We start from the raw sequence: 22201 nt of genomic DNA, 5'->3' as shown, positions 1-22201 counted from the left end.
GCAGGCTACGGTGCGTTCCGACTCAGGGGGATCCGAACCGGGGGCTCCGAAACCGAGCGAGCGTGCACGACCAACCGCGTGCACCACAACGATGGGGTGGGAATGGCCGAGCACCGGCAGTCCAGGAAGCGCAGATACATCACGTGGGGCGTGGCCGGCGCGGCCGTCGTCGCCGGTGCCGGGATCGCCGCGCAGACCTCCATGGCGGCCACCACCTGGCCCGCCCAGAAGACCTACACCGGCCGCGCCTTCGACACCTGCGCCGCGCCCTCCCTGGCCGCCATGAAGGCCTGGAAGAACGACGGCTTCTACGGCGCCGCCGCCGTCTACGTCGGCGGCAAGAACCGCGGCTGCGCCCAGCCCAACCTCACCGCGTCCTGGGTGAAGTCGGTCAACTCCCTCGGCTGGAAGCTCATCCCGATCTACGTCGGCGCCCAGCCGCCCTGCCAGACCGGCTCCAGCCCCGAGAAGATCTCGGCCTCCACGGCCGCCTCCCTCGGTGCGACCGACGCCGCCGACGCCGTGGCCAAGGCCTCCGCGCTCGGCATGAAGGCCGGCAGCCCGATCTACCTCGACATGGAGCCGTACGACATCACCAACAAGGCGTGCAACGACGCCGTGCTGACGTACGTCCGCTCCTTCACCAGGACGCTGCGCGCCAAGGTCTACCGGGCCGGCTACTACGGCTTCTCCAGCTCCAGCGCCAAGGCGATCGCCACCGCCACCGACAAGACGGACCTGCCCGGCAACCTCTGGTACGCCCTGTGGGACAAGCAGAACACGACCACCGCGGACTGGCCGTGGGGTGCCACGCAGTACACGAACCACAGCCGCGGCCACCAGTACATGGTCAACAGCAAGGAGACCCGCGGCGGTTACACGATCACCGTGGACCGCGACGCGTGGGACGCGCCGGTCGCGATCGTGGGCTGAGCGGGACCGAGGGAGCGGGGGCGGGAGATGAAGGTCGTCGTCGCCGGGGCCGTGCTGCGCACGCCCGTGGCCCGGCTCGGGTTCGCGCTGCTGCCCGTGGTGAGCCTGGGACTGCTGTGCCCCGTCCCGGCCCTCGTCCTGGCCCTGCGCCGGCGCTCCCGCGCCGACTGGTGGGCGTTCGCCGGGTTCACGACCGTGCTGGCGGCCTGGCTCACCGAGCTCTCGCTCACCCCGGTCGACACACACGGGCCGCTGTTCGCCCTCGACCTGCTGCTGATCCTGCTGTCGACGGCGGGCGCGGCCACGCACGCGTGGACGTCCTGGCCGCGCAGGCCGGCCGACGAGCAGGGGCGGGAGCGGTGACGAGCGGGGGGCGCGGGAGCGGTGACGAGCGGGGGCGGGAGCGGTGAGGAGCGGGGCGGAAGCGGTGAAGAGGGCGGGCGCGGTGAGGAGAGGGCGGGTGCGGTGAGCAAGCAGGTCAGACAGGTGTCCCAGGCGCGCTCGGCGCAGACGGCGCGCACGGCGCGCGCAGGGCGTGCATCCGCCGCCGGGCGCGCCCTCCTCGCGTGGTTGCGCACCCTGCGCGGGCGCACGATCGCCCTCACCGCCGGCGCGTTCGCCGTCGCGGCCGCCCTGGCCGTGACCGCCGTCCTCCTCTTCGCGCACGACGACCGCCCGCCCGTCCCCGCCACCCGCGCCCGCGCCTACACGGACGTCGACACGTGCCTGCTCACCGGCGAGCGGGGCATCACGGCCGGCACCCCCGCGGCGACCGTCTGGCAGGGCATGCAGGACGCGTCCCTGAAGACGCACGCGCGCGTGAGCTACGCGCAGGTCACCGGCGAGCAGAGCGTCGGCAACGCGCGCCCCTTCCTCAACGGCCTCCTCCAGCGCTCCTGCGACGTCGTCCTGGCGGTGGGCACGCCCGAGGTCACGGCGGCGGAGCAGACGGCACCGCGGTACAAGAAGGTCGCCTTCGTCCTCGTGGGCGGTGCGCACGCGGGCGCGAACGTGACCACCGTCGGCGCGGGCGAGGGCCTGCGCGCGGAGGTGGCCGAGGCGGTCGAGCGCACGACGGACGCGAGCCACTGACGCCACGCGCGCGTGGACGAGCCGGGGACGGTCGGTGGACGGCGGGCGGCCGGCGGCCGGCGGGCGGGCGCGGCGGTGCCGCAAGTCCCGGTGAATCGTTGGTCGAATGGGTTGGCCACAGCCGCACCACTGCCTACCATCGATCACCGCAAGACTTTGTGCACCGTCGCACAATCTCCTCGGGAGGCTTCCTTGCACAGCCGCCGTCGTCGCACCGCGCTCCTGCTGTCCGCCGCGATCGTCGCGGCCGGACCCCTCCTCACCGCCTGCGGAAACGAGGCGCATCCCGGCGCGGCGGCCGTCGTCGACGGCCAGCGGATCACCGTCTCCCAGCTGGAGAACCGGGTGAAGGAGGTCCGCGCGGCCCAGCGCGCCGCCGTCACCGACGACGCCCAGTACGCGCAGGTCATCGCCCAGACCGGCACCCTCACCCGCGACACCCTGCACGGCATGGTCCTCGACCGCGTCCTGCACCGCGCCGCCGAGGACGCGGGCATCACCGTCACCCGCAAGGAGGTCCAGGACATGCGGGCCGGCCTGGAACAGCAGGCGGGCGGCGGGAAGGGCCTGGAGATGACCTGGCTCCAGCAGTACGGCATCCCGCCGCAGCGCCTCGACGAGAACCTCCGCCTCCAGCTCGAGGCCCAGCAACTCGCCGCCCGGCTCGGCACCGACACCAGCCAGCCCGCCTTCTGGAGCGCCCTGTCCAGGACGTCCCAGGAACTCGGCGTCGACCTCAACCCGCGCTACGGCGCCTGGGACGTCAAGAAGGTCAGCCGCGTCAACGCGAAGACGCCGTGGGTGCGGGAGGTCACGTCGGCAGGAACCCAGCAGACGACCTGACCGCGGGAACCGGCGGACGGCCTGACCTTGGGAACCGGCGGACGACCTGACCATATGACCGGCCGGCCCGTCCTGTGGACAACCGGCGGGGCCGTCCGCAGGCGTGGGTTACGTTCGAGGTGTGAACGCAACGAGCGCAACGAGTGTGACGCCCGAAGACCCCTCCGGCCGAGTCGTCCTGCTCACCACCAGCCACCGTGTCGCCCCCGGCCTGCTGTCCTGGCCCGCCTGGCAGGCCCTGCGCACGGCCGACCGCGTCCTGTGCGCGGACGGCGCCCACCCCCAGCTGCCGTACCTGCGCGAGGCCGGCATACGCGTCGAGGAGGCGTCCCCGACGGCCGAGGACCTGGTCGCCGCCTGCGCCGGCGGTCACACGGTCGTCGTCGTGGCGACCGGCGAGGGCGAACCGACCCTGACGGACGGCCTCGCCCGCCTGGCCGGCTCCGGCCGCGTCGCCATGCCCGAACTGGAACTCCTCCCCGCCTCCTACGACCTCCCAGGCGCCCGCCTCCTCGACCTGATCCAGGTCATGGACCGCATCCGCGCCGAGTGCCCCTGGTCGTCGCAGCAGACCCACAAGGGCCTGGCGAAGTACGGCATCGAGGAGGCCTACGAACTCGTCGAGGCCATCGAGGACGGCGACCGGGACGAACTGAGGGAGGAACTGGGCGACGTCCTCCTCCAGGTCGTCTTCCACGCGAGGATCGCCGAGGATGATCCGGACTCCCCGTTCTCCATCGACGACGTGGCGGCCACCATCGTCACCAAGCTCATCCACCGCCACCCCCACGTCTTCGGCGACGCGACGGCGACGACCCCGGAGGAGGTCAAGGAGCACTGGCTGCGCACGAAGGCGGTGGAGAAACGCCGTGAGTCGGTGACGGACGGCATCCCCCTCCACCAGCCGGGCCTGGCCCTCGCGGCGAAGCTGGCGTCGCGGGTGCGGTCGGCGGACCTGGAGGTGCCGTTGCCGACGGCCGAGGGCATCGGCTACGAGCTGCTGGCGCTGGCGGCGCGGGCGGAGTCGGAGGGGGTGGACCCGGAGGCGGCGCTCAGAGCGGCGGCTCGGGCTTATCGGGATGCGATTCGGGGGGTTGAGGGCGTGGGGGATTAGTACGGTGGGGTTCTGACTCGTCGAAGTGGGCGCGGGGGCTTGTATGGCGCGGAGGAACACGAGGTCTCGCTCTGTGAGCTGCCGGGGGTGCGGCACCTCCACGAGCAGCCGTGACAGCGCTTGCCCGGTGTGCGGTGCGCCCCTGCGTGAACCGGAAGCCGAGTCGATCCCGGTTCCCGTCGCCCCCGCTCCCGCCCATGACCATGTCGACGTTCCCGTGGTCCCCGCCGAGGCTGCCGCGGCCGCCACCCGCGACCACGTCGACTTCAGCCACGGAACCTTCCATGCCGCCGTGATCGGCGCCCAGTACAACTACGCTTCCGCCCCCACCCCCGTCACCCCCGCCGACACCTGGCCTCAACTCCGCGCCGTCCGCCGTCTCACCCTCGGTGTTCGCCCCGTGCGCCGCTTCGGCGACGAGCCCACGCTGCCGCCGTACGTGCGCCGTGACGCCGACGACGTACTCGACCGGATCGTCGAGGAGCGCCTGCGCACCGGCGGACTGGTCGTCGTCACGGGGGAACCGCTCTCCGGCAAGTCGAGGACGGCGTGGGCGGCACTGCGCCGGGTGGGCGGCGGTGTCCGGACCCGCGTCCACAACGCCCAGCCGGGCACGGACCTGCGCGGACTGCCGACCGCCCTGCGCGGCCGGGACCGCTCGGGCAACCACGTCGTCTGGCTGGACGACCTCGAAGGACACCTCGGCGAACAGGGCCTGACGGCCGGTCTGCTGGCGCAGTGCGTCCACGAGGGCGTCCTCGTCCTGGCCACCATGCGCGACGCGGCCTACGACGACCGTCGCTTCGGGGACGGGCCCACGGCCCGCGTGCTGAGCGGGGCGTCCACGGTGCAGCTGACCTGCCACTGGAGCGAGGCAGAACGGGCCCGCCTCGCCGAGGCAGCCGATCCGCGCCTCGTGGACGCCCGCCGGCATCGCGGGACGCTGGGCGTGACCCAGTTCCTCGCGGTCGGGCCGGAGCTGTGGGAGGAGTGGCTGCGGGCAGGCCGGTCGTTGGCGCGGAAGCGCGGGCACGAGCTGGTGCGGGCGGCCGTCGACCTGGCCCGGTGCGGGGTAACGGCGGCGGTGCCGCTGGAGGCCCTGACGACGTTGACCGGGCCCTGGCTGGACGAGGCTCTCGAATGGGCGGTCAGGCCCCGGCTCGGCGCCGTCGGCCTTCTCGTCCGGGGAGAGGGAACCGGGACGTGGCGGGCGAGCGGACCCCTGGTCGCGGATGCCCTGCGGTCGCCGGACCTGTCACCCCTGAAGCACGACCAGTGGGTGAGGGCTACCGAGGAGGCGCAGAAGCACAGCCCGGACGACCTCGACGACGTGGTCCGGGCGGGCCGCGCAGCCCTTCGCGCCTTGGGCGAGGCGGGGGACGGCAACGCCATGAACACCCTCGGCATCCTCGCGTCCCTTGCCGGGGACCACACCGACGCCAGGTTCTGGTACGAGAGGCTGGCGGACCAGAACAGGATCTGGGGGACCTTTCTGTTCGCCCGATACCTCGCCGGACGGGGTGAGCACGCCGAAGCCATCCGCTACTACGAAGCGGCAGCCGGGGCCGGTAACCCCGTCGCGGTCCATGACATCGGCCCCTTCCTCCTCACCCGCGCCGAACACTGGCTGGCCCAGGCCGCCGAAGCCGGTTCCAAGCCGGCAGCCACCCAGCTGACCGCCCTCCGCAAAGCTCTCGCCGACATCCCGGCTACCGTCAAGGAGTGACCAACCAGCCCACCCCCGCCACCCCCGCCCCCGACCTCTTCACCTGGGAATTCGCCACCAACCCCTACCCCGCCTACGCCTGGCTGCGCGAGCACGCCCCCGTGCACCGCACCGAACTGCCCAGCGGCGTGGAAGCCTGGCTGGTCACGCGTTACGCCGATGCCCGGCAGGCCCTCGCCGACCAGCGGCTCAGCAAGAACCCCGCGCATCACGACGAGCCCGCGCACGCGAAGGGCAAGACCGGGATCCCCGGTGAGCGCAAGGCCGAGCTGATGACGCATCTGCTCAACATCGACCCGCCGGACCACACCCGGCTGCGCCGCCTGGTCAGCAAGGCCTTCACGCCCCGCCGCGTCGCCGAGTTCGCGCCCCGCGTGCAGGAGCTGACCGACCACCTCATCGACCGGTTCGCCCAGCAGGGCACCGCCGACCTCATCCACGACTTCGCCTTCCCCCTCCCCATCTACGCCATTTGCGACCTCCTCGGCGTCCCCCGCGAGGACCAGGACGACTTCCGCGACTGGGCGGGCATGATGATCCGGCACGGCGGAGGCCCGCGCGGCGGTGTCGCGCGGTCGGTGAAGAAGATGCGCGGCTATCTCGCCGAGCTCATCCACCGCAAGCGTGAGGCCCTGCCCGCCGAGCCCATGCCCGGCGAGGACCTCATCTCCGGCCTCATCCGCGCCTCCGACCACGGCGAGCACCTCACCGAGAACGAGGCCGCCGCCATGGCCTTCATCCTCCTGTTCGCCGGCTTCGAGACCACCGTCAACCTCATCGGCAACGGCACCTACGCCCTCCTCACCCACCCCGAGCAGCGCCACCGGCTCCAGGCCTCCCTGACCACCGGCGACAGCACCCTCCTCGAAACCGGCGTCGAGGAACTCCTGCGCTACGACGGCCCCGTGGAACTCGCCACCTGGCGCTTCGCCACCCGCCCCCTCACCATCGGCGGCCAGGACATCGCCCCCGGCGACCCCGTCCTCGTCGTCCTCGCGGCCGCCGACCGCGATCCGGCACGCTTCACCGACCCCGACGTCCTCGACCTCTCCCGCCGCGACAACCAGCACCTCGGCTATGGCCACGGCATCCACTACTGCCTGGGCGCCCCCCTCGCCCGTCTGGAGGGCCAGACCGCCCTCGCCACCCTCCTCACCCGCCTCCCCGACCTCCGACTGGCCGCCGACCCGGCCGACTTGAGATGGCGCGGGGGCCTCATCATGCGCGGCCTGCGCACCCTGCCCGTGGAGTTCAGCCCCGTAGAGCCCGTAGCACCCGTAGAACCCGTAAGCCAATGAACCCGCACCACCGACTGACCCCACCCCACCCCCAGCACCCGCCCGCTGACCCGCCGTGATGTGCCCGTACGGCGAAGCAAAGGTGACCGTTCCTCACCTCTGTGATCTTCACGTGATCTGCGCGGCATTAACTTGTGACAAGTGATCGTCTGGCGATACGTTCACTCGTCAACGCGGCGACCCTGCTTCACCCGCCGCGCGGGCACTGCTGTCTCGAGAAAGGCCCCCGCATGCTCTCCGGGAACGGTCGTCACCGTCGCCCCCGCCAGGCCCCGGCCCTCCTCGTCGCGGCCGGCGTGACCGGCTCCGCCATCGCCATCCCGCTGCTCGGCGCCTCCGGTGCGAGCGCCGCCGACGGCACGGTGTGGGACAAGGTCGCGGAGTGCGAGACCGGCGGCTCCTGGAGCGCCAACGAGGGCGGCGGCGAGTACGGCGGCCTGTCCCTGACTCAGGAGGACTGGGAGACGCACGGCGGCCTCGACTACGCCTCGCGCCCCGACCTCGCCAGCCGCAACCAGCAGATCTCCGTCGCTCAGAAGCTCCTCGCCGACCAGGGCGTCGGAGCGTGGGGCACCTGCGGGCTGACGTCCGGGCTCAGCAAGGAGTCCGGCTCGGTGGACCTGGACACGGGCGTGGCGGACGACTCGTCCGACTCCTCCATAACATCCGGCTTGTCCGACCTGTCCAGGGGCTCGTCCGGATCCTCCAACTCCTCCGGCTCCTCGAGCGATTCCGGCGACACCTCCACCGACCCGTCCGCCGATTCCTCCTCGGATACCGCGAATACGCCTTCCTCGTCCCCTTCGTCCCCTTCGTCCTCTTCTTCCTCCACGCCGGACAGCCCCTCGAAGTCCGATGCGGCCGCCGGTTCCGACGCGAGCGGTTCGCAGGCGGACGACAGCTCGCCCAGCGGCACCCCGGAAGCGGGCGGCTCGGACAACTCGGAGCAGAGTGCCGGTTCTTGGAGCCTCGTCGACACCGGTGCGGTCGACGCCGCCGCCGGCTCCGGCCGCCACCGTGGCGGCACCGCTGACGAGAGCGCGACCGAGGGTGCGCCCGCCGCCTCCTCCGGTCGTCACGCCGCGAGCACCCTCGGCGGCACGGCCGGCACCTACACCGTCCAGGCGGGCGACTCCCTCGCCTCCATCGCCGACTCCCTTGACCTCGACGGCGGATGGCGCGCCCTCTATGCCGAGAACAAGGACCTCATCGGGGCCGATCCGAGCAACATCTCCCCCGGTCAGACCCTTGCGACCGGGGTCGAATAGGGCGGAAACCCCGAGAAAACGGCCGGAGTTCACGTCACACTTCGCGTCAAATGTCCGCTTTGGCGAAAGTGTGGGATGAGTCTCAGAAGCCCTGATCGTCTTTGAAATTCCGCCGATTGCGTGTCTACGGTCATGACCGCTCGGCAACCCGAGCCCCGGCTGTCGCAACGCCGAATCCTGCCAGCGGCTGCCCGGGAACAGTCGTCGCGTCAAGCGCCGCAGGCAGGAGCGGGGGACCCAAGGTAAGTGCCGCACCGGGCAGTTGACGGCCGCGGCTAGGGGTGAAGCCACGCCTCCCACGGAGGAGTGGCCGGGCAACTCAACCGGCCCGAACCCGACAGCTCACCTCGCAGGCGTCGGTGAGGGGATCGATCCATGCTGTTTTCCGGCAAGGGCAAGCACCGTCGTCCGTCCAAGGCCACTCGTGCCGCCGCGCTCGCCGGCGTCACCGGTGTCGCCATCGCCGCCCCGCTGATGGCGGCCGGCAACGCCTCCGCCGCCACCGCCTCCGAGTGGGACGCCGTCGCCCAGTGCGAGTCCGGCGGCAACTGGTCCATCAACACCGGCAACGGCTACTACGGCGGTCTGCAGTTCTCCGCCTCCACCTGGGCCGCGTACGGCGGCACGCAGTACGCCTCCACCGCCGACAAGGCCTCCAAGGCGCAGCAGATCGAGATCGCCGAGAAGGTTCTCGCGGGTCAGGGCAAGGGTGCCTGGCCGGTCTGCGGCAAGGGTCTGTCGAACGCCGCGTACAACGGCGGCTCCTCCGGCAACGGCTCCTCCAACGGCTCCGGCTCCTCGGAGACCACGACCCGTTCCACCGAGGAGCGGAGCGCCTCCCGCTCGTCCGAGCGTCCGGCCGCCAAGTCCCAGAAGACCGTCACCACCCCGACCGGCAAGAAGGTCAAGAAGGGCGACGGCGAGTACAAGGTCGTCGCGGGCGACACCCTCAGCTCCATCGCCGCGGAGCAGAACGTCGAGGGCGGCTGGGAGAAGCTCTTCCAGCTGAACAAGGACATCGTCGAGGACGCCGACCTCATCTACCCGGGCCAGCAGCTGCACCTCAAGTGACACCTGGCCCCCAGCAGGGGCACAGCCCCCTCACAACCGAGGCCCGCACACTGAGGGCCTCGTGAGGGCCTCCCCCCCGTCCCCACGGGCTCCCGTCCCGGTGCGTGTTCCCCCGTACGCACCGGGGCGGGGTTTTTCTTCGCCCGCCGGTGTCCCGCCGGTGTCCCGCCGTTCCCCTGGAGTTCCCGGAGTTTCCCCACCCCCTTTGTTCCGGACGGAAACAATGTGTACCGTCAGGCTGTCCACGGGACGGTCGGTCGGCTGCCGACGGCCCCGGGGCGGTTAGGCTCTAGTCGCAAGGCTCAGCAAGGGCTCATCACGGCCCACACGTGCCCCGCACTACCAGCGTCACATCCCAAGAAGGAGATGCTCGTGCCGTCCATCGACGTCGTCGTAGCCCGGGAAATCCTGGACTCCCGAGGCAACCCCACGGTCGAGGTCGAGGTCGGCCTCGACGACGGCAGCACGGGTCGTGCCGCCGTCCCGTCCGGCGCCTCCACCGGCGCCTTCGAGGCCATCGAGCTCCGCGACGGTGACCCCAACCGTTACCAGGGCAAGGGCGTCGAGAAGGCCGTCCTCGCCGTCATCGAGCAGATCGGCCCGGAGCTGGTCGGCTACGACGCCACCGAGCAGCGCCTGATCGACCAGGCGATGTTCGACCTGGACGCCACTGACAACAAGGGCTCGCTCGGCGCCAACGCCATCCTCGGCGTCTCCCTCGCCGTCGCCCACGCCGCCTCCGAGGCCAGCGACCTGCCGCTCTTCCGCTACCTGGGCGGCCCGAACGCGCACCTGCTGCCGGTGCCGATGATGAACATCCTGAACGGCGGCTCGCACGCCGACTCCAACGTGGACATCCAGGAGTTCATGATCGCCCCGATCGGCGCGGAGTCCTTCTCCGAGGCCCTGCGCTGGGGCACCGAGGTCTACCACACCCTCAAGAAGGTCCTGAAGTCCAAGGGCCTGTCCACCGGCCTCGGCGACGAGGGCGGCTTCGCCCCGAACCTCGGCTCCAACCGCGAGGCCCTCGACCTCATCCTCGAGGCCATCAAGGAAGCCGGCTACACCCCGGGCGAGCAGATCGCCCTCGCGCTCGACGTCGCCGCCTCCGAGTTCTACAAGGACGGCTCCTACACCTTCGAGGGCAAGGACCGCTCCGCCGCCGAGATGACCGAGTACTACGCCGAGCTCGTCGAGGCGTACCCGCTCGTCTCCATCGAGGACCCGCTGTTCGAGGACGACTGGGCCGGCTGGAAGACCATCACCGAGAAGCTCGGTGACAAGGTCCAGCTCGTCGGTGACGACCTGTTCGTCACCAACCCGGAGCGCCTGGCCCGCGGCATCGAGGAGGGCGCGGCCAACGCCCTGCTGGTGAAGGTGAACCAGATCGGTTCGCTCACCGAGACCCTGGACGCCGTCGAGCTGGCCCAGCGCAACGGCTTCAAGTGCATGATGTCCCACCGCTCCGGCGAGACCGAGGACGTCACCATCGCCGACCTGGCCGTCGCCACCAACTGCGGCCAGATCAAGACCGGCGCCCCGGCCCGCTCCGAGCGCGTCGCCAAGTACAACCAGCTGCTGCGCATCGAGGAGATCCTCGACGACGCGGCGGTGTACGCGGGTCGCAGCGCGTTCCCGCGGTTTCGCTCCGCGAACCAGTAAGAACGGCAAGGGCTGACCCTCGGCGGGCCAAGCCTCAGCCAGTCGTACGTACGTCCCCGTACTCGGTCCCGTACCGTGTCCGGGGACGTACGCACGTGTGAGACGGGAGGCGGGGGACAGTGGCCGCGAGGGACCGGGACCGTTTCTCCACCGCGACCAGGATCAGGTTGCTCGGCGAACAGACGGCGGCCCGCGTCTATCGCTCCCAGACCCGACGCCAGGCCCGCCGCTCCCGGCTCACCGGCCGCGCGGCCCTCCTCGCGCTCGTCCTGTGCTCGCTGATCGTGGCCCTGGCCTACCCCATGCGGCAGTACGTCTCCCAGCGCGCCGAGATCGCCGATCTGGAGCGCGAGCGGGAGCGGGCCGAGGAGCGGGTGGAAGAACTGCGCGACCTCAAGGCACGCTGGCAGGACGACGCGTACGCCGAGCAGCAGATCCGGCAGCGGCTCCACTACGTGATGCCGGGGGAGACGGGCTTCGTCGTCATCGACCCGGACGCGGCGAAGCAGGCCCGCACCGACCTGGGGGCCGCCGACCGCCCCTGGTACTCCAACGTCTGGGACGGGGTCGACAAGTCCGACGCCTCCGACCAGTGAATCCACCCAAGACAGCAGAGAGACTTTCGTACGGCATGGAAACGCCCCCGCCGACCACCCCGCGCACCGAACCCACCGACGCGGACGTCGAGGCCTTCAAGCAGCAGCTCGGGCGCCCGCCGCGCGGTCTGCGCGCGATCGCGCACCGCTGCCCGTGCGGCCGGCCGGACGTCGTGGAGACGGCGCCCCGCCTTCCCGACGGCACCCCCTTCCCCACGCTGTACTACCTGACGTGCCCCAAGGCGAACTCCGCGATCGGCACCCTCGAGGCGAACGGCGTGATGAAGGAGATGACGGCCCGCCTGGAGACCGACCCGGAGCTGGCCGCCGCCTACCGCGCCGCCCACGAGGACTACATCCGGCGCCGCGACGAGATCGAGGAGCTGAAGGGCTTCCCCAGCGCGGGCGGCATGCCGGACCGGGTGAAGTGCCTGCACGTACTCGTGGCCCACTCCCTGGCCGCCGGCCCGGGCGTGAACCCCCTGGGCGACGAGGCGATCGCGATGCTGCCCGAGTGGTGGACCAAGGGTGCGTGCGTGGTGCCGACCGCGGAATGATCGCCCCCGCCCCTGCCCTTCCCGCTCGAACTCCCCCAGAGGGAGTGCCCGGACGGGCTGTTGACACCCGCCCCAGACGACAAGGAATGCCATGACCCGCGTCGCCGCCATCGACTGCGGTACCAACTCCATCCGCCTCCTCGTCGCCGACGCCGACCCGGCCACCGGTGAACTGGTCGAGCTGGACCGTCGTATGACGATCGTCCGTCTCGGCCAGGGCGTCGACCGCACGGGACGGCTCGCCCCCGAGGCGCTGGAACGGACCTTCGCCGCCTGCCGGGAGTACGCGGCCGTCATCAAGGAGCACGGCGCCGAGCACCTGCGCTTCGTCGCCACCTCCGCCTCCCGGGACGCCGAGAACCGGGACGAGTTCGTGCGCGGGGTGCTGGACATCCTGGGGGTGGAACCCGAGGTCATCTCCGGTGATCAGGAGGCCGAGTTCTCGTTCACGGGAGCGACCGGGGAACTCACCGGGCAGAACCAGGGGGGCACGGAGCGCCCTTCGTTCGAGGGTGGTGGGCGACGGGCGGGCGACCTCACCAAGCCGTACCTCGTCGTGGACATCGGCGGCGGCTCGACGGAGTTCGTCGTCGGCGACGACCATGTGCGGGCGGCCCGCTCCGTCGACGTCGGCTGTGTGCGGATGACGGAGCGGCACCTGGTCGTGGGCGGGAAGGTCACCGATCCGCCCACCGCGGAGCAGATCGCGGCGATGCGCGCCGACATCGAGGCCGCGCTGGACCTCGTCGAGCAGACGGTCCCGCTGCACGAGGCGCACACGCTGGTGGGGCTGGCGGGCTCGGTGACGACGGTCTCGGCGATCGCGCAGGAGCTTCCCGAGTACGACTCCACGGCCATTCACCACTCCCGCGTCTCCCTCGACCGGGTCCGCGAGATCACCGAGTGGCTGCTGCACTCCACGCACGCCGAGCGCGCGGCCGTCCCGTCGATGCACCCGGGCCGGGTGGACGTGATCGCCGCGGGTGCCCTGGTCCTCCTGTCGATCATGGAGCGGATCGGTGCGCGGGAGGTCGTGGTGAGCGAGCACGACATCCTCGACGGCATCGCGTGGTCGGTGGCGTAGCTCTCTTTTGTTACTGATGGGTAGCACTCTGCTGAGCAGTGCGGATAACGTATGAGCGTGCCTGAGGGGCCTTCGCGGGCCCCTCTGTGGCACTCCGGCCGGACCCCGTCGAAAAAGTTCGTGAAGTTCTTCACAAGGAATTCGGCCCTGTCGGAGGACACGGACGCCCCGGTTGACCCTTCCGGGGGCTCGCCGCCCCTGTGAACGTGTTCAAAAGCGGAAGGCGCGGGTGTTTCGCGGGGTCCGCGGCGGTGGTGTTTCGGAGCCCTCACCCGGGCTCCGCTCGCCCGGAGAGGCAGCTCACGCGGCATTGACAACGGTGCGTGCTGGGCACAGGTTCCCGTTTCCCGCCATGACGTGGATCACGCGGGGCGCGGAGGATAGCACACACCCTGCGGAAGCTTGTGAAGGGGCGCACGAGCTACCCCCCCGGGGCGGGTGGATACTCGATGGCATGAGCACCACGGAGCGTCCCAGGATCCTCGTAGTAGGCGGTGGGTACGTAGGCCTGTACGCAGCTCGGCGCATCCTGAAGAAGATGCGCTACGGCGAGGCGACCGTCACGGTCGTCGACCCCCGGTCGTACATGACCTACCAGCCCTTCCTCCCCGAAACCGCCGCCGGCAACATCTCCCCGCGTCACGTCGTCGTCCCGCTGCGACGTGTGCTGCCCAAGGCGGAGGTCCTCACCGGCCGGGTCACCACCATCGACCAGGACCGCAAGGTCGCCACGATCGCCCCGCTGGTCGGCGAGGCGTACGAGCTGCCCTTCGACTACCTGGTGATCGCGCTCGGCGCGGTCTCCCGCACCTTCCCGATCCCCGGCCTCGCCGAGCAGGGCATCGGCATGAAGGGCATCGAGGAGGCCATCGGTCTGCGCAACCACGTCCTCGAGCAGCTCGACAAGGCCGACTCCACCACCGACGAGGAGATCCGCCGCAAGGCGCTCACCTTCGTCTTCATCGGCGGCGGCTTCGCCGGCGCGGAGACCATCGGTGAGGTCGAGGACCTGGCCCGCGACGCGGCCAAGTACTACAAGAACGTGTCCCGCGAGGACATGCGCTTCATCCTCGTCGACGCCGCCGACAAGATCCTGCCGGAGGTCGGCCCCAAGCTCGGCCAGTACGGCAAGGAGCACCTGGAGAGCCGGGGCGTGGAGATCTACCTCTCCACCTCCATGGACTCCTGCGTGGACGGCCATGTGGTCCTGAAGAACGGCCTCGAGGTCGACTCCAACACCATCGTCTGGACGGCCGGCGTCAAGCCGAACCCCGCCCTGGCGCGCTACGGCCTGCCCCTCGGCCCCCGCGGTCACGTCGACTGCGAGCCGAGCCTCCAGGTCAAGGGCACGGACTACATCTGGGCCGCCGGCGACAACGCCCAGGTCCCGGACCTCGTCGGCCGCAAGGCGGGCAACGAGAACGCCTGGTGCCCGCCGAACGCGCAGCACGCCCTGCGTCAGGCCAAGGTCCTCGGCGACAACGTGATCTCCGGCATGCGGGGCTTCCCGCAGAAGGACTACAGCCACGCCAACAAGGGCGCCGTCGCGGGTCTGGGCCTCCACAAGGGCGTCGCGATGATCGTCATGGGCAAGATGAAGATCAAGCTGCGTGGCCGCCTGGCGTGGTACATGCACCGCGGCTACCACGGTATGGCCATGCCGACGTGGAACCGCAAGATCCGCGTCTTCGCCGACTGGACGCTCGGCATGTTCCTCAAGCGCGAGGTCGTCGCCCTCGGCGCCCTGGAGTCCCCGCGCGAGGAGTTCTATGAGGCCGCCAAGCCGGCCCCGGTCGCCGCGGCCCCCAAGGCCGAGAAGACCGAGGAGAAGGCGAAGGCCTCCTGACCTCCGGTCACCGAACACCCCGAAGGGGCCGCCTGCCATCCGTGGTGCAGGCGGCCCCTTCGGCGTACCTGGCCCCCCACCCCCGCAGTCGCCAGCGGAGCCCCGTGGGGGCGGCCTGTTGACCGAGCGAGTCGGGTGGGTGGGTGGGCAAGGCCCCGCCGGAAACAAACCCGCTCGGATGATTTGCCCAGCCGTAACGCGCACGGGGGACTGCGACCGAGCCCTCCGGGTGTTTACGTGGTGTCAGGACATTCCGGGATTACCGTCACGGAGGTGTGCACCATGGCCGACGCCGCGCCGCGGCTCCATGCCCTTGTAGAACAGTTGCTGGGAGCCCCGTTCCCGGTACGCGTCCGCGCCTGGGACGGTTCGCAGGCGGGCCCGCCCGACGCGCCCACCCTGGTCGTACGCAACCGCAGGGCGCTGCGCCGCCTCCTGTTCAAACCCGGTGAACTGGGCCTGGCCCGCGCCTGGGTGGCCGGCGACGTGGAGATCGAGGGCGACCTCTACACCGCCCTCGACCTCCTCGCCGGCCTCATCTGGGAGCGGGGCGAGGACGCCCGTACGCTCAGCGAGGCTCTTCGCGACCCCCAGTTCCGTGCGGCGGCCCGCGGCCTGCTGAGGCTCGCCGGCCCTCCGCTGCCCCCCAGCCCGCCCCCCGAGGAGGTCCGCCGTACGACCCACCTCCACACCCGCCGCACCGACAGACGTGCCATCAGCCACCACTACGACGTCGGCAACGACTTCTACGAGCTCGTCCTCGGCCCCTCCATGGTCTACTCCTGCGCCTACTGGGAGTCCCCGGCCGGCACCCTCGAGGACGCCCAGCGCGACAAGCTCGAACTGGTCTGCCGCAAACTCGCCCTGACCGCGGATCAGCGTCTCCTCGACGTCGGCTGCGGCTGGGGTTCGATGGCGATCCACGCGGCCCGTGAGCACGGCGTGAGCGTCGTCGGCATCACCCTCTCCCAGGAGCAGGCGGCGTACGCCCGCAAACGCGTCGCGGACGCCGGTCTCACCGACAGGGTGGAGATCCGCGTCCAGGACTACCGCGACGTCACCGACGGCCCGTACGACGCGATCTCCTCCATCGGTATGGCGGAGCACGTCGGCTCCACGCGCTATCTGGAGTACGCGACCGCGCTGCACGCCCTCCTCAGGCCGGGCGGCCGCCTGCTCAACCACCAGATCGCCCGCCGCCCGCACCGCGACGAATCCACCTACCACGTGGACGAGTTCATCGACGCCTACGTCTTCCCGGACGGCGAACTCGCCCCCGTGGGCAGCACCGTCACCCAACTCGAACGCGCCGGCTTCGAGGTCCGTGACGTCGAGTCGATCCGCGAGCACTACGCCCTCACCCTGCGCCGGTGGGTCGCCCGCCTGGAGGCCGAATGGGCCCGCGCGGTGCAGCTCACCAGCCCCGGCCGCGCCCGTGTCTGGCGCCTCTACATGGCGGCCTCCGCCCTCGCCTTCGAACGCAACCGCATCGGCGTCAACCAGGTCCTGGCCGTCCGCACCCAGCCCTCCGGCACCTCCGGCATGCCCTTGCGTGCCCGCACCTGGAACTGACCTCACGACACGAAGGGGCCCCGCCGCATCCGCGACGGGGCCCCGGAACACGCCTCCCGCTACTCCGACTTGATCGCCGCCAGCATGTTCAGCCGGGCCGCGCGCCGCGCCGGCCACAGCGCCGCCAGGACGCCCACCGTCGCCGCCAGGAGCAGGAAGAGCGCCATCCGGCCCCAGGGCAGGACCAGTTCGTACGTCGCCATGCTCGTGCCCAGCAGCTCACCGGCCGCCCAGCCGAAGAACACGCCGAGCCCGATGCCGAGGACGCCGCCGAACAGGGAGATCACCAGGGACTCCAGGCGGACCATCCGCTTGATGCCCTTGCGGTCCAGGCCGATCGCGCGGAGCATGCCGATCTCCTGGGAGCGCTCGAAGACGGACATCGCCAGGGTGTTGATGACGCCGAGGACCGCGACGATCACCGCCATGGCCAGCAGGCCGTAGACCATGTTCAGGATCAGCGTGAACATCTGTGCGATCTCGTTGGAGAGGTCCTTCTTGTCCTGGACCTGGATCGCAGGGTTGGAACCGAGGGCCTTCTCCAGCTTGTCCTTCGTCGCGTCCGACGCGCCGTCGGACGTCTTCACCATCACCATCATGTCGGCCTTGTCCGACAGGTGCGGCGTGAGTGTCGCGTTGTCGAGGAGGATGCCGCTGATCAGCTCGTTGCCCTCGTAGATCCCGGAGACCGTGAGCTTCTGCTTCTTGCCGTCCTCGTAGGCGACCGTGAAGGTCGAACCGGCCTTCCACCCGTACTGCTCGGCGCGCTGGTCGTCGACGACGACGCGCGTGCCGCCCACCGCGAAGGTGCCCTCGTCGACCTTCAGATCGGTGAGCTTGCCGATCGCCGTGCCGTTGACGCCGGTCAGGAACTCGGTCTCGCCGTCGATGCGCGAGTTCGCGTTGCGCATCGGGCTGACGTCGGTGACGCCGTCGATCCGCCCCAGCTTCTTCTCGACGTCCGGCGAGAGCTCGTTGCCGTTCGCCATGGAGACCACGTAGTCCGCGCGGATCGCCGCCGTTGCCATCTTGTCGATCGACTTCTGCAGGCTGCCCGCCATCACCGTCATGCCGGTGATCAGGGTGAGCCCGATCATCAGCGCGGAGGCCGTGGCGGCCGTACGGCGGGGATTGCGCACCGAGTTCTGGCGGGCCAGCTTGCCCGACACCCCGAAGATCCGCATCACCGGAGCCGCCGCCGCGATCAGCGGGCGGGACAGCAGCGGGGTCAGGATGAACACGCCGATGATCAGCAGGACGGCGCCGAGGCCCATGGGCGCCTGGCCGTCCGAGCCGCTCATCGTCGTCGCGGCCAGGACGGTGGCGATACCCGCCGCGCTGAACAGCGCGCCCAGCGTGTTGCGCAGCACCAGCGACTTGGTCGTCGGCTGTGCGTGCAGGCTGCCCATCGCCGCGACCGGCGGGATCTTCGCCGCCCGGCGGCCCGGCAGCCACGCCGCGAGCATGGTGATGACGATGCCGACCGCGAGGGCGGCGACGATCGTGCCGGGGGAGATCACCAGGGGCCCGTCGGGCACGGTGGCGCCCAGCGTGCCCATCAGCGACCGCAGCCCGGCCCCGATGCCGATGCCCGCCACCAGACCGGTGACGCCGGCGACCGCACCGACCACGAACGCCTCGATCAGCACCGAGCGCGTGACCTGCCGTCGCGAGGCGCCGACCGCCCGCAGCAGCGCCAGCTCCTTGGTGCGCTGGGCGACCAGCATGGTGAAGGTGTTGGCGATGATGAACGTGCCGACGAAGAGCGCGATGCCCGCGAAGACCAGCAGGCCCTGACGCAGGCCACTCATGCCGGAGGCGATCCGCTCGGCCTGGTCGTCGGCGAGCTTCTTGCCGGTGGTGGTCTCGACGAGGTTCTGCGGCAGCGCCTTGTCCAGCGCGGCCTTCAGGGTGGTCTGGGAGGTGCCGGAGGCGGCCTTCACGTCGATCTCGTCGTACGTGCCCACCTTGCCGAACAGCTGCTGAGCCGTCGCCGTGTCGAACAGGGCCAGGCTGCCGCCGGCGGCGACATTGCCGTCGTCGGTGGTGAAGATGCCGGTGATCTTCGGCGCCAGCACCGGGCCGTCGACCGAGAGGCGCAGGGTGTCGCCCACCTTGTAGCCGGCGCGCCGCGCGGTCTCCGAGTCGATGGCGACCTGGTCCTTGCCCTGCGGTGCGCTGCCGGACTTCAGCGGGTACCGGGGGTCCTTGTCGCCCCAGTAGTTCCCGCCCTGCGACTGGAAGCCGTCGCCGATCAGCTTGCCGTCCTTGTCGGCCATGGCGGTGAAGCCGGTGACGACGCCGATCGCGCCGGCGGCGCCCGGCACCTTCGTGCTCCGCTCCAGCAGTGCCTGGGTCAGGTCCGGCGTCCTGCCGACCTGGTCACCCTTGCTCTCCTGGTACTTGGCGGTCACGGCCACGTCGACCTGGTCGAAGCCTTTGGCCGAACTCTTCTGGAAGGCGTCGGAGATGGTGTTGGTGAAGACCAGGGTCCCCGACACGAAGGCCACGCCGAGCATCACGGCGAGCACGGTCATCAGGAGCCGGGCCTTGTGCGCGAGGACGTTGCGCAAGGCGGTACGGAACATGGGTTGTCTCAGTCCAGGGTGCGAGTGTGAGAGGGCGCGTCAACCGGGTCGAGCGGCCTGTCCGGATCGGCCGGGCCGGCCGATCCGGCTGGTGACGACGGGTCAGCTGGTGACGACGGTGGGTCAACTGGTGACGACGGGTCAGCTGGTGACGTGGGTCAGCTGGTGCCGACGGGTCAGCTGGTACGGCCCTTGGCGTCGAACTGCTTCATCCGGTCCAGCACCGAGTCGGCCGTCGGCCCGTACACCTCGTCGACGATCCGGCCGTCCGCGAGGAACACCACCCGGTCCGCGTACGCCGCGGCCACCGGGTCGTGGGTCACCATCACCACCGTCTGTCCCAGTTCCCGCACGGAGTTGCGCAGGAAGCCCAGCACCTCGGCGCCCGAACGCGAGTCGAGGTTTCCGGTCGGCTCGTCGCCGAAGATGATCTCGGGCCTGGAGGCGAGGGCGCGGGCGACGGCGACGCGCTGCTGCTGGCCGCCGGAGAGCTGTGAGGGCCGGTGGCCGAGCCGGTCGGCGAGCCCGACCATCCGGATGACGCTGTCCAGCCACTGCTTGTCGGCCTTGCGGCCCGCGATGTCCATCGGGAGGGTGATGTTCTCCAGCGCGGTCAGCGTGGGCAGCAGGTTGAACGCTTGGAAGATGAATCCGATCTTGTCCCGGCGCAACTTGGTGAGCTGCTTGTCCTTCAGGGAGCCCAGCTCGGTGTCGCCGATGCGCACGGAGCCGGAGGAGAAGGTGTCCAGACCGGCCACGCAGTGCATCAGCGTCGACTTGCCGGACCCGGAGGGGCCCATGATGGCGGTGAACTCGGCCTGCCGGAAGTCGACGGAGACCCGGTCCAGGGCGACCACCTGGGTCTCGCCCTGCCCGTAGATCTTCGACAGGTCCGTGGCACGTGCGGCCACGGCGGTGGTCCGGTCGGCGAGAGGGGTGGTGGTCACGGATAGGGCTCCTGTCGGGACGACGTCGTTGCTCGGGGACGTGAACCATCGTCCCGGCCACCCGCGGCCGTGTAGTCACCCGCTGTTCCGGTTCCGAAGGCAGACTTCGGTCGGACCGACGGCCGCCGGGTCATACCAGGGGATGACACGGTCCCTGAGATGCCGCCTCGTCAGAGAACGTCAAGAACCGGTGGAGCACCCTCGTTCGGACGGTGAAATTCCGTCATTCCGCGTCTACGGCCGACTGCCGCGCGCGAGGCTACTGGCAAGTGCGGATGGCGAGTTCCCGGTGCTGATGCTCCCTCAGACCTCAATAAAATAAGACAACATCGGGTCGCTCTGCGGCTGTTGGGGGGACGCTCACCGATAGGCTCGGACCTCGACGCGGAGCCCATGGCCTGCCCGGATGGTGGAATGCAGACACGGCGAGCTTAAACCTCGCTGCCCCTCGCGGGCGTACCGGTTCAAGTCCGGTTCCGGGCACCTCCGACGCCTCCCGTTCGTTGCACCCTCCATTGAGGCCTTGATCGTCTCCGTGCGGAACCGTTGACACCCGTTGAAAGCGGGCGCAGACTCACGTCCAGCAATGGTGAAAAAAACTTCACTACGCGAACGCAGTCTCGAACCCCTCTGCACCACCGGACCACCGCGGCAATGACGCCCGTCTGAAGGGAACGCCCGATGCGCACCACCGTCGGCATCATCGGCGCCGGCCCCGCCGGCCTCCTCCTCGCCCGCCTTCTGCGCAACGCAGGCATCGACTCCGTCGTCCTGGAGAGCCGCGACCGGGCCTACGTGGAGCAGCGCCAGCGCGCCGGAATCCTGGAGCAGGGCGCGGCGGACGTGCTGCGCGCGGCCGGCGCCGGGGAGCGCCTGGACCGCGAGGGCCTGCGCCACGACGGCATCGAGCTGCGGTTCGCGCGCCGGCGCCACCGCGTCGACTTCCCCGCCCTCACCGGTGGCCGGTCAGTGATGGTCTACGCCCAGACGGAGGTGTGCAAGGACCTCATCGCCCTCCAGCTGAAGGAGGGCGGCCCGCTGCTCTTCGAGGCGGAGGCGCTTGCCGTCGAGGAGGCCGAAACCGACCACCCTCGCGTCCGCTTCCGCCACGAGGGCCGCGAGGACGTCCTGGAATGCGACTACGTCGTGGGCTGCGACGGCTTCTGGGGCGTCTCCCGTAAGGCGATACCTGCCGAGCTGACCCGCGTCTTCGAACGGACGTACCCCTTCGGCTGGCTCGGCATCCTCGCCGACGTGCCGCCCTCCCACGACGAGCTGGTCTACGCCCGCCACGACCGCGGTTTCGCCCTGCTGTCCATGCGCTCCCCGTTCGTCTCCCGCCTCTACCTCCAGGTGCCCGAGGGCACCGACGCCGAGGCCTGGAGCGACGAGGAGATCTGGGCCGAGCTGGAGCGCCGCTTCGAGACGGACGACGACTGGCGGCTGGAGCGCGGCCCGATCACCCAGAAGTCGGTCACCCCCATGCGCTCCTACGTCCACGAGCCCATGCGGCACGGCCGTCTCTTCCTCGCCGGCGACGCCGCCCATATCGTGCCGCCGACCGGCGCCAAGGGGCTGAATCTGGCCGTCGGTGACGTCGTCACCTTCGCGCGTGCCCTGACGTACGAGAAGGAGGCGGGTTCGCCCGAGCTGCTCGACGCCTACTCGGAGACCTGTCTGCGCCGGATCTGGCAGGCCGAGCGGTTCTCGTACGACATGACGACCCTGCTGCACCGCGCCCCCGACGCCACCCCCTTCGAGGACCGGCTCCAGCTCGCCCGCCTGGAGCGGATCGCCTCCTCCCGGGCCGCGGAGACCGACCTGGCCGAGGGGTACACGGGGTTCCCGTTCGGGTGATGTGCGGGGGTGATCTCCGGACGGTTCCGGACGTGTACCGGGTTGGTCATGAATGAGGCCCTCTGGTGCCGGGAATCAGGGAGGCACGTAGCGTGTTGGCCAGCACGACGAGGGAAAGATCCTCCCCAAGCACTAGGGTCAATCCTT

Annotated in this window: 18 protein-coding genes, 1 tRNA gene and 1 riboswitch; of the genes, 17 read left to right on the top strand and 2 right to left on the bottom strand. The window is 70.6% G+C overall.

What is annotated here, in order from left to right; genetic code table 11:
• Window positions 1–102: 102 nt before the first annotated feature.
• From IE263_RS09980 to IE263_RS09910, 15 genes are all read left to right on the top strand, one after another.
• Complete coding sequence (locus tag IE263_RS09980) at window positions 103–933, top strand: glycoside hydrolase domain-containing protein (RefSeq protein ID WP_189935322.1); 831 nt, start codon at window positions 103–105, stop codon at window positions 931–933.
• 27 nt (window positions 934–960) lie between these two features.
• On the top strand, window positions 961–1296 hold the full coding sequence (locus IE263_RS09975) for a hypothetical protein (RefSeq protein ID WP_229910880.1): 336 nt from the start codon (window positions 961–963) through the stop codon (window positions 1294–1296).
• A gap of 102 nt (window positions 1297–1398) precedes the next feature.
• Window positions 1399–2025, top strand: coding sequence for a type 1 periplasmic-binding domain-containing protein (locus IE263_RS09970; RefSeq protein WP_189934539.1), 627 nt, complete (start codon window positions 1399–1401; stop codon window positions 2023–2025).
• A gap of 192 nt (window positions 2026–2217) precedes the next feature.
• Window positions 2218–2868 (top strand): SurA N-terminal domain-containing protein, encoded by a 651-nt coding sequence (locus IE263_RS09965; protein WP_189934537.1) that lies wholly within the window; start codon window positions 2218–2220, stop codon window positions 2866–2868.
• A 121-nt stretch (window positions 2869–2989) separates the two neighbouring features.
• Window positions 2990–3982, top strand: coding sequence for a nucleoside triphosphate pyrophosphohydrolase (locus IE263_RS09960; protein WP_189934535.1), 993 nt, complete (start codon window positions 2990–2992; stop codon window positions 3980–3982).
• A gap of 127 nt (window positions 3983–4109) precedes the next feature.
• A complete protein-coding gene (locus tag IE263_RS09955) occupies window positions 4110–5708 on the top strand; it encodes a tetratricopeptide repeat protein (RefSeq protein WP_189934532.1) in 1599 nt (532 codons plus the stop codon).
• Window positions 5705–7006 (top strand): cytochrome P450 family protein, encoded by a 1302-nt coding sequence (locus tag IE263_RS09950; RefSeq protein ID WP_189934531.1) that lies wholly within the window; start codon window positions 5705–5707, stop codon window positions 7004–7006. Before IE263_RS09955 ends, IE263_RS09950 begins: the two co-directional genes overlap by 4 nt.
• Before the next feature lie 230 nt (window positions 7007–7236).
• Window positions 7237–8274 carry a LysM peptidoglycan-binding domain-containing protein gene (locus IE263_RS09945; RefSeq protein ID WP_189934528.1) on the top strand — a complete coding sequence of 346 codons (1038 nt, stop codon included), beginning with the start codon at window positions 7237–7239 and terminating at the stop codon, window positions 8272–8274.
• A gap of 204 nt (window positions 8275–8478) precedes the next feature.
• Window positions 8479–8645, top strand: a riboswitch (cyclic di-AMP (ydaO/yuaA leader).
• A 4-nt stretch (window positions 8646–8649) separates the two neighbouring features.
• Window positions 8650–9345, top strand: a complete 696-nt coding sequence (locus IE263_RS09940; RefSeq protein ID WP_189934526.1) for a LysM peptidoglycan-binding domain-containing protein — start codon at window positions 8650–8652, stop codon at window positions 9343–9345.
• Between the two features lie 372 nt (window positions 9346–9717).
• Window positions 9718–11007, top strand: a complete 1290-nt coding sequence (eno, locus tag IE263_RS09935) for a phosphopyruvate hydratase (protein ID WP_189934524.1) — start codon at window positions 9718–9720, stop codon at window positions 11005–11007.
• A gap of 119 nt (window positions 11008–11126) precedes the next feature.
• Window positions 11127–11603, top strand: a complete 477-nt coding sequence (locus IE263_RS09930) for an FtsB family cell division protein (RefSeq protein ID WP_189934522.1) — start codon at window positions 11127–11129, stop codon at window positions 11601–11603.
• 35 nt (window positions 11604–11638) lie between these two features.
• Entirely contained in the window at window positions 11639–12160 is a 522-nt protein-coding gene (locus IE263_RS09925; RefSeq protein WP_189934520.1) for a DUF501 domain-containing protein, read from the top strand.
• Between the two features lie 91 nt (window positions 12161–12251).
• Window positions 12252–13244: a Ppx/GppA phosphatase family protein gene (locus tag IE263_RS09920; protein ID WP_189934518.1), complete on the top strand. Its 993-nt coding sequence runs from the start codon at window positions 12252–12254 to the stop codon at window positions 13242–13244.
• 454 nt (window positions 13245–13698) lie between these two features.
• Complete coding sequence (locus tag IE263_RS09915; RefSeq protein WP_189934516.1) at window positions 13699–15090, top strand: NAD(P)/FAD-dependent oxidoreductase; 1392 nt, start codon at window positions 13699–13701, stop codon at window positions 15088–15090.
• A gap of 282 nt (window positions 15091–15372) precedes the next feature.
• Window positions 15373–16662 carry an SAM-dependent methyltransferase gene (locus tag IE263_RS09910; protein WP_189934515.1) on the top strand — a complete coding sequence of 430 codons (1290 nt, stop codon included), beginning with the start codon at window positions 15373–15375 and terminating at the stop codon, window positions 16660–16662.
• Between the two features lie 59 nt (window positions 16663–16721).
• On the opposite strand, the gene IE263_RS09905 is transcribed toward IE263_RS09910, so the two are convergent.
• Together IE263_RS09905 and IE263_RS09900 are read right to left on the bottom strand one after the other, a co-directional pair.
• Window positions 16722–19250, bottom strand: a complete 2529-nt coding sequence (locus IE263_RS09905; protein ID WP_189934513.1) for an ABC transporter permease — start codon at window positions 19248–19250, stop codon at window positions 16722–16724.
• A 176-nt stretch (window positions 19251–19426) separates the two neighbouring features.
• A complete protein-coding gene (locus IE263_RS09900) occupies window positions 19427–20197 on the bottom strand; it encodes an ABC transporter ATP-binding protein (protein WP_189934511.1) in 771 nt (256 codons plus the stop codon).
• A gap of 400 nt (window positions 20198–20597) precedes the next feature.
• Between IE263_RS09900 and IE263_RS09895 the strand changes: the two genes are divergently transcribed.
• Window positions 20598–20680, top strand: a tRNA-Leu gene (locus IE263_RS09895).
• Window positions 20681–20878: 198 nt separating this feature from the next.
• Window positions 20879–22054 carry a 4-hydroxybenzoate 3-monooxygenase gene (locus IE263_RS09890; RefSeq protein ID WP_189934509.1) on the top strand — a complete coding sequence of 392 codons (1176 nt, stop codon included), beginning with the start codon at window positions 20879–20881 and terminating at the stop codon, window positions 22052–22054.
• The last annotated feature ends 147 nt before the right edge of the window (window positions 22055–22201 follow it).

This window comes from Streptomyces aurantiogriseus, assembly GCF_014649375.1.
Lineage (GTDB): Bacteria > Actinomycetota > Actinomycetes > Streptomycetales > Streptomycetaceae > Streptomyces > Streptomyces aurantiogriseus.
Note: the sequence above shows the minus strand (reverse complement) of the source record. Positions and strands in the feature narration are given on the sequence as shown.